This is a genomic window from Bacillus hominis (assembly GCF_018332515.1).
Taxonomy (GTDB): domain Bacteria; phylum Bacillota; class Bacilli; order Bacillales; family Bacillaceae_G; genus Bacillus_A; species Bacillus_A hominis.
This window is the reverse complement of sequence record NZ_BOQD01000155.1, coordinates 1-7,331: the sequence shown is the minus strand read 5'-3', so window position 1 is coordinate 7,331 and position 7,331 is coordinate 1. Positions and strand designations below refer to the sequence as shown.

Annotated in this window: 9 protein-coding genes; 5 read left to right on the top strand and 4 right to left on the bottom strand. The window is 31.4% G+C overall.

Annotated elements, in window-relative coordinates; translation table 11 throughout:
• Positions 1–249: 249 nt before the first annotated feature.
• Together KI356_RS28410 and KI356_RS16140 are read left to right on the top strand one after the other, a co-directional pair.
• Positions 250–381, top strand: a complete 132-nt coding sequence (locus tag KI356_RS28410; RefSeq protein WP_265176545.1) for a hypothetical protein — start codon at positions 250–252, stop codon at positions 379–381.
• A gap of 328 nt (positions 382–709) precedes the next feature.
• Positions 710–961 carry a DUF3947 family protein gene (locus KI356_RS16140; protein WP_212935890.1) on the top strand — a complete coding sequence of 84 codons (252 nt, stop codon included), beginning with the start codon at positions 710–712 and terminating at the stop codon, positions 959–961.
• 217 nt (positions 962–1,178) lie between these two features.
• On the opposite strand, the gene KI356_RS16135 is transcribed toward KI356_RS16140, so the two are convergent.
• From KI356_RS16135 to KI356_RS16125, 3 genes are read right to left on the bottom strand one after another with little or no spacing between them, the layout of a single operon-like run.
• Positions 1,179–1,553 carry a site-specific integrase gene (locus KI356_RS16135; RefSeq protein WP_238486198.1) on the bottom strand — a complete coding sequence of 125 codons (375 nt, stop codon included), beginning with the start codon at positions 1,551–1,553 and terminating at the stop codon, positions 1,179–1,181.
• Entirely contained in the window at positions 1,550–1,804 is a 255-nt protein-coding gene (locus KI356_RS28545) for a tyrosine-type recombinase/integrase (protein ID WP_369009430.1), read from the bottom strand. Before KI356_RS28545 ends, KI356_RS16135 begins: the two co-directional genes overlap by 4 nt.
• Positions 1,805–1,838: 34 nt before the next feature.
• Positions 1,839–3,062, bottom strand: coding sequence for an ATP-grasp domain-containing protein (locus tag KI356_RS16125; RefSeq protein WP_212935888.1), 1,224 nt, complete (start codon positions 3,060–3,062; stop codon positions 1,839–1,841).
• A 130-nt stretch (positions 3,063–3,192) separates the two neighbouring features.
• Between KI356_RS16125 and KI356_RS16120 the strand changes: the two genes are divergently transcribed.
• Together KI356_RS16120 and KI356_RS16115 are read left to right on the top strand one after the other, a co-directional pair.
• On the top strand, positions 3,193–4,290 hold the full coding sequence (locus KI356_RS16120; protein WP_212935887.1) for a YheC/YheD family endospore coat-associated protein: 1,098 nt from the start codon (positions 3,193–3,195) through the stop codon (positions 4,288–4,290).
• Between the two features lie 279 nt (positions 4,291–4,569).
• Complete coding sequence (locus KI356_RS16115; protein ID WP_002109913.1) at positions 4,570–5,100, top strand: hypothetical protein; 531 nt, start codon at positions 4,570–4,572, stop codon at positions 5,098–5,100.
• Positions 5,101–5,986: 886 nt separating this feature from the next.
• On the opposite strand, the gene KI356_RS16110 is transcribed toward KI356_RS16115, so the two are convergent.
• Complete coding sequence (locus KI356_RS16110) at positions 5,987–6,571, bottom strand: LysE family translocator (protein ID WP_212935886.1); 585 nt, start codon at positions 6,569–6,571, stop codon at positions 5,987–5,989.
• A 112-nt stretch (positions 6,572–6,683) separates the two neighbouring features.
• On the opposite strand from KI356_RS16110, the gene KI356_RS16105 reads away from it, so the two are divergent.
• Positions 6,684–7,241 (top strand): helix-turn-helix domain-containing protein, encoded by a 558-nt coding sequence (locus KI356_RS16105; RefSeq protein WP_002119442.1) that lies wholly within the window; start codon positions 6,684–6,686, stop codon positions 7,239–7,241.
• The last annotated feature ends 90 nt before the right edge of the window (positions 7,242–7,331 follow it).

Genomic DNA, 7,331 nt, shown 5'->3' with positions numbered 1-7,331 from the left:
TAGGCTTTAAATGTATCATGAAAGCCACCGCGATAAACCAGTTTACCCATTTTGGTACACACAACTAAATCGTAATTTAAATATGCTTGACCCAGTCTTAATTTGACAGCATTTATTTTTATTTTATGTTTTTGTAATGCTTCAATTGTCTTTTCATCAATTGAAATTAATCGTCTAGCGCTAGAAGTTTTTGTATTTTAGCATCAATATATTATCCTGGTTTAAAGTTTGACTAATAGATATTGTGAGGTGGCTAAGCAGCAAGGAGCTTCGTATGCAGAGCGTTGGGAAGCTTGGTTACAAAGGTTTGCGGAATTGGAAAAGGGGTGTAGTGTGAACAACGGTGTTCGAGGTTACCAAAAAGGAAAATATGCAATATAAGTAAAAAAGGACAAGCAGTCGTACCTGCTGTCCTTTATAGGAGGAAAATTATTTTGGCTTAGAACTACGAATAGCCGGAAAACGTGCTTATAACCAATGTTGTCAAAGATATAATAATCCATGCAACAAGGCAGCTTAGTCAGAATTCAAAACACCAAAATGGCTTGCATTGGTAAACAGGCTCAAAAGTAGTATATGTAAAATGAAAATTCTTATACAAAAAGCAGACAATAATTTCGGTTGCTAGTGGACTAGTTTTTAACACTCACTGAAATCAAGAATCATAACATACTTTGTAATAACTTATATGGAAGTGAGTTGAATAATAATGTTTTATTCATATGTTCATACCCGAGATAGAATGCGTCCGTATGGTACGGCGGGTATTACGTATAGCGGAGCACAAAGTACAATTCAAGCTGTTCAACAAGCGCTACAAGCACAGCAGCAAATACAACAAATACAGCAAGGTATACAACCTTACTATTCATCTATGGAGTATTATTACCCAATGCATCATATTACGCCATACGGAATTTCTTTTTCAACAATCCCATATGGAACTGTATACAATTTATAAAAATATGTGGGGGAATAAATTTTAGTATTTAAATAAGGGCACAAATACAGAGCGCCCTTATAAGAAATGATTCGTGTCTGACGAATTAATATTCAATTAAATGTGTAATTAAGATTAATATAAAAATTGCATTTTGTATGTATTTGAAACACGAAAAGAGCACTTAATAAAGTGCTCTCATGACGAGATCATTCACTCAAAAGAAAGGAATACATCATTAGGCTTTAAATGTATCATGAAAGCCACCGAGATAAACCAGTTTATCCATTTTGGTACACACAACTAAATCATAATTTAAATATGCTTGACCCAGTCTTAATTGGTCAGCATTTATTTTTATTTTATGTTTTTGTAATGCTTCAATTGTCTTTTCATCATTAGAGATTGAACGTCTAGAACTTGAAGTTTTTGTATCTAGTATCAATTTGTTATCCGGGTTTAAAGTTTGATTAATAGATATTGTTTTATTATTGAAATCAATATCCGTCCATCTCAAACCAAGTATTTCTCCTACCCTCATGCCCGTAGCAATCGCTAATATATAAACTGTGCGGTATCTTGATTTTGGAGTAGTAACTAAAAAATGTCTTATTTCATCCTCATCCCAAACTTGGAATGAGATTTTCTTTTTTTTGGTGTTACGACAGTTGAAGGTGGATTGATTTTAATTAGTTTTAATCTCACAGCCTGATTTAGTACGATTGTTAATATGCTGTGAATATAATGCACAGTATTAGGATGTTTTGTATTGTAAAGTTTATTATAAAATCGTTGAATTTGTAAGGAATTAAGGTTAACAAGCTTAATTCCTCCTAAAATAGGGTTTATATGATTGGTTATCATTGACGCATAGCGCTTTACCGTACAACTTTTCACGTTATTCTTTTTGGATTTCAAATGAAATTTCTTTAGCTGCTTCTAAAGCAATTTTTTTAGCTTCTGTTTTAAAATAGGCTGCTGCTAAAACGTATCCACATCGATGTCCCATTGATGTAGGTGGTTTTAAGATAGTTCCTTTTTTAGGTTTTATATAAACTTTCTCTACACCAGGATATTTAGAACTACGGTTTTTCCCTGTAACTCGAATTAGTTTTCCTTTAAATTTAACTGTTAGGTAATGAGCGTACACATATTTATAATGTTTTTTATTTAGTGAGGGTTTATTTCCTAACATTAACTGAATAGTCTCTTGCACTAAGTTGATTCCATGTCCAATTTCAATTATGTCATTCATTGCTCCACCTGATATTCTGGGATTTATCTCAATTAATTTCCAAACATCTTTTATTCTACGGAGTTCTAGATGACACGCTCCATTTTTCATATTAAAAGCCTGAATAACAGAATTAACTGCATTGAAAAGACTATTGTATAGTCTTTTGTCTACCTGTCCTAGTAAAGAATAACCAGTAACAATAAAGCGTTCAAAAAATGTAATTTCTTGTTCAATTACTGCTATAATATGGACTTTTCCATTTTGAACTAAAATTTCGACTAAGTACTGAGGTCCATCTATATATTCTTCAAGTAAAATTTCTTCATTAGGTAGTTTTTTTAAAAGACTTTGCATAGATAAAATTAATTGATCTTTATTTTTTACTAATAATACATCTTTTGATCCTGTTGATTTAGGGGATTTCACAATAAGAGGGAAATTTATCTTATTATTTTTTTTAAAAAAAGATGATAATGATTCTGTTGGTTTGTAAATTAAATAGTTGAGTGAGATTGGTAAATCTTTAAGTACATTACGAGTTAATATTTTGTTTTCCATATGATGGATAGCTTTAGAAGATACAATATTTGAGCAAAATTTTTCTGATAAACGTGCAGCCAAATAAACATAAGGGTCAATAAAACTAAAGATCCCTTTTATGTTTTTTCCTGATTTATTTAATTTTTCAATTGTTGTAATTATATTATCATAATCATTTATATCAGTGAAAATCATCTGATGTACATCAGGGAATATAGTGCGTTCATTAATAAATTTTGTTTTTTTAGTTAATAGAACAGTAAAGAAATTAAGTTTTTCAGCGGCTTTGATTGCTTCCCTACTTGATCCAGATTTATTTGTTTCAATGAAAACGATAGTATCCATTTTATGTCACCTTAACCTTTATCATTTATCATTTTATAAAACCTTAAGTTTATTATTTCTATAGGTAGAATATTAAAATGAGGTTAAGCTTGTTCTGGATTTTTCGAAAAATGGTTGAATGAGGGAGAACATGAATATATATATAATGAATTTGATATTTGTTTTGAAAAAGACCTTTAGAAAGAAGGGAAGAAAAACTAACATGACAATAATTGGTATGCTTCATCATCGGAAAGATCCGAATGACGTAAAGAAAGCATATACTTATGCTGCTGTAGCTAAAGCTGAAGGTGTGGACTTTTTTTATTTTACTTTAGGGAAGGTAAATATAGAAACGGAGAAGATTTTAGGTAAAACTTATGAAAATGGTAAGTGGATTGAACAAGAATTTTCTTTTCCAGATGTTATTTACAATGCAAGTGTTCATGTTAGTGATAAAAATCAGCAAATCTATGATTATCTACATGAAAAAGTTCCTTTTACAAGTCATTCAATTGGAAATAAATTAAGTGTATATAACAGAATAAATAGAGCAAAAAAATTTAAGCAATATCTTATTCCTTTTTATGAATTAAATGATGTTAATAAGTTTTTTGACATGATTAATCGTTATGAAAAGCTTATTATTAAACCAATTTCTGGACATCAAGGTAGTGGTATTGTTTTCATTGAAAAGAATGGGATGAATTACAGTATGAATGAGTCAGAACAAATTTCATCTATGAATAAAAAACAATTACGGAGCTTTATATCGGATAAGATTCAAGAGCAAGGATACATAGTTCAACAGTTTATTTCATGTCAAATGAAATCTGGTCATGTTTATGATTTTCGATTGCATGTTCAAAGAAATGGGGAAGGCAGGTGGGTTGTTACTTCTATATTCCCGAGAATAGGCCCATTAGGAAGTATTGTATCAAATATGGCTAAGGGTGGTTATAGTACTTATTTAGATGTTTTTTTAAAAGCGGAGTTTGATAACGATTGGTATAATATTAAAAGGTATTTAGAAAGATTTGCAGTAACTTTTTCTAACCATTTTAATTCTTTATTTAAGGATGTATTATTTGATGAGTTAGGAATTGATGTAGGGATTGATAAAGATCAAAAATTGTGGTTATTTGAGGTGAATTGGAGACCAGGGGTACCTAATATATTTAATCTTGAATTAGATGTAGCTAGAAATTTAATTCACTATGCTAGATATTTGGCTGATAAATATAAATAAGAAAAGGAAAGTAGAAAAATAAAGTGAAACCTAGAAACCTTTATATACCAATGTTTCTACTAATCTCTCTTTTTATATCTCCTATAAGGCTTTTCTCCATGCATTCCGAAATTCGGCGGATGCTGGACTGTTGGTAGCCGACGCACTTAATACGAGGAAAATACCGGAACCTGATAATACATCCTTCATTGTGGGCGGGGGCACATATTTGTAAAAAAAATACGCTTGTCCAATCCATTATCATTCTCCAGTCATTTAATAATACAAAGGGGGGATAACATGGAAAACAATGAAAAAATCACGTTTCGATTTGTAAAAAAAGATGGAGAAGAAATTAATTTGGGAAATCTTGCTGATAAACGAAAAATTGTCATTGTCATTAATAATCAGATTACATTTGCACCGAATACAACACAAATTGCCAGTGGGGCCGGACAAAATAGTGCAGCAGGAAGTAATGCTGCAATCGATTCATCGAATACCCGACAGCAACAAACGGTGGGCGCTGGCGGCGAAGCTATAAATAAAGGAATTAGTGGGGACCAGATTGAGCCGCATAAAATGAAAAAAGAAACTTCGGATGAAGAGGCAGAATTTGTACTTATCATCAATAATCAAATTAATAAAACCCGTAAGGAACAGGCTGGTGCTACTCAAGTGGCAAGTGGTGGTGGAGAAGACAGTGCAGCGGGGACAAATGCTGCCATCGAAAGCTCTAATACTAAACAGCAACATGCAGTGGGAGGCGGAACGGATAGTTCGGCAGAAAATGCAGGTGAAGAAGGCGACCAAATAGAAAAATGCGATTAAAGAAAAGAGGCTGTAATTATTTCGCAGCCTCTTTTTCTTATTATGGATTAATTGGTCTATTACTTACCCAACCAAATTTGGAATATATTAAATGTCTTGATGCATCATATACTGTCCATAACCCTATCCATTGAGGAGCATTTGGATTTTTATATACTGCGATTGATCCATAAGATCTTCTATGACTAGCTAAAGTATTGTCAAATTGATCTGATGCGGTTTCTCATGGAAAGGGAAATCGCTTTTTTGTATTTGCAAATATTGCTATCCGAACTGTCTTTCGCCACAGAAGCATGTGTTTTTGTTTTGAAGAGCTATTAGTATGTGTACGGTTTCTAGTAATAAGTTTTGGATTATACATTCAAAAATAGAAAAATATATCCAGCCTAATTTAGCAATGAAGCTTAGTAAGAAGCGTGTGGATGTAAAAATCGTTATTAAATAAAAATCAAAAGAGCACGCCTATAAACGTACTCTTAGAAAGGTAAGAATCTTATGAGTGGAGGGGATCTCCATATACTAACATATGCTTGTCTAGTTCAAATGTGTAAAATTTATAAAAAAAATGCTATTTTATTAAGAAACGAGAAATGATAGATAAGTAAATACATAAATTATCGGATGTTAGTCGTTTTAATGAGGATAAGGAATGTTTGTACAAGGTAGAAAAAAGTTTTATTTAGGAGAATAAGAGAAAAAGCTTAAGATATACGTTCTGTAGCGTTTGGTTCAGTTAAACAAAATATAAGAATTGGATAGTTAATCTTATTTCCAGAAGACTTCCACCTCAAAATCTTGCTGAAGCGAAGAAGGTAGATGGGGGATTAACTGTCCATAAAAGCCCGTTTGGTGAAATCTAAAATTAAGAATTAGAATGAGTATAGAACTAGCTAATAACAATTGAAATAGCGCTAAACACTAATAAAACTGCCATAATAATGTTAAATATTCGGTTATGTTTTAATATAAGTTTTTGAAACATAGACCCGAATAGACACCAACTAAACGTACTCATTAAACCGACTATGCCTAAAAACAATGAAAAGAAAAGATAACTAGAATATGAATGGTAGTAAGGGAGAATAAAAGTTGATACTACAGTCAGTCCGAATAAAATTCCCTTAGGGTTAACAAATTGAAGCATAATTCCTACTAAAAATAAGTTTTTATTACTTTTTTCATTTGTATCTGTATTACCTTTACTAGTGAGTATTTTAAAAGCTAAATACAGCATATAAGCTACACCTAAAATTTTTAAAGGGAATTCAATTGTTGGCAGTATGTTTATAAGTACAATATTAAAGAAACTACATAATGAAGTGATAATAAAAAAACCGAAAGCTACACCTAAGCAAAATGTAATGCTTCTTTTTAATCCATATCGCTGGGCATATGTCATAGCTAAAAAATTGTTAGGCCCTGGTGTGAAGCTACTAATAAAGACGAATAATAAAAAAGAAAATATAGGCATTTCAAAAACCTCCTCCGATTCGTGTGTTATAATGACCGAAAAGAACAATATAACGTGTGCTTTTTATTATACATAATGGTCGTTATATTGTATATGGTATAGGAGTGTTTTTATGGAGGAAATTCAAATTATCCTTGCAAAAAATTTAAAAGCTATTCGTGAGAAAGAAAAACTGAGTTTGGAAAAGGTTTCACAATTAACAGGTGTGAGTAAAACAATGATTGGACAAATTGAAAGAGGAGAGTCTAGTCCTACGATTACAACAATTTGGAAAATAGCTAATGGACTAAAGGTTTCCTTTACTTCTTTAATAAATGATCCACAACCAGATACGACTATAGTTTTACGAAATGATATCCAAATATTATCTGAAGATAATGGGAGATACAGAGTATTTCCTTCATTTTCGTTCCAAGAAAATAGACAGTTTGAAATATATATGATTGAAATTGAGGAAAAGGGAAGTTTGAGTGCGGAAGCTCATAAAGAAGGGACGGAAGAATTTATAACCGTGTTTGATGGGGAGTTAACAATTGAAGTAAATAGGTGTAAATATAATTTGAAAAGTGGTGATTCCATTAGATTTAAGGCGGATCGACCACATGTTTATTACAATTTAGGAGAAACATTAACAAGAGTGAGTATGACTATTTATTATCCTGCTTCTTAATATATTATGAAAAAACTATCTATTATTAGGTAGTTTTTTTGTATTAAAAAACTCATTTGAGTATCAAAGTAGTATTTGTTTTGATATGTT

Coding starts and splice junctions, on each gene's coding strand:
- KI356_RS16120 (WP_212935887.1), top strand. CDS start 3,193: ATGAATATATATATAATGAATTTGATATTTGTTTTGAAAAAGACCTTT.
- KI356_RS16140 (WP_212935890.1), top strand. CDS start 710: ATGTTTTATTCATATGTTCATACCCGAGATAGAATGCGTCCGTATGGT.
- KI356_RS16110 (WP_212935886.1), bottom strand. CDS start 6,571: ATGCCTATATTTTCTTTTTTATTATTCGTCTTTATTAGTAGCTTCACA.
- KI356_RS16125 (WP_212935888.1), bottom strand. CDS start 3,062: ATGGATACTATCGTTTTCATTGAAACAAATAAATCTGGATCAAGTAGG.
- KI356_RS28545 (WP_369009430.1), bottom strand. CDS start 1,804: ATGATAACCAATCATATAAACCCTATTTTAGGAGGAATTAAGCTTGTT.
- KI356_RS16115 (WP_002109913.1), top strand. CDS start 4,570: ATGGAAAACAATGAAAAAATCACGTTTCGATTTGTAAAAAAAGATGGA.
- KI356_RS16105 (WP_002119442.1), top strand. CDS start 6,684: ATGGAGGAAATTCAAATTATCCTTGCAAAAAATTTAAAAGCTATTCGT.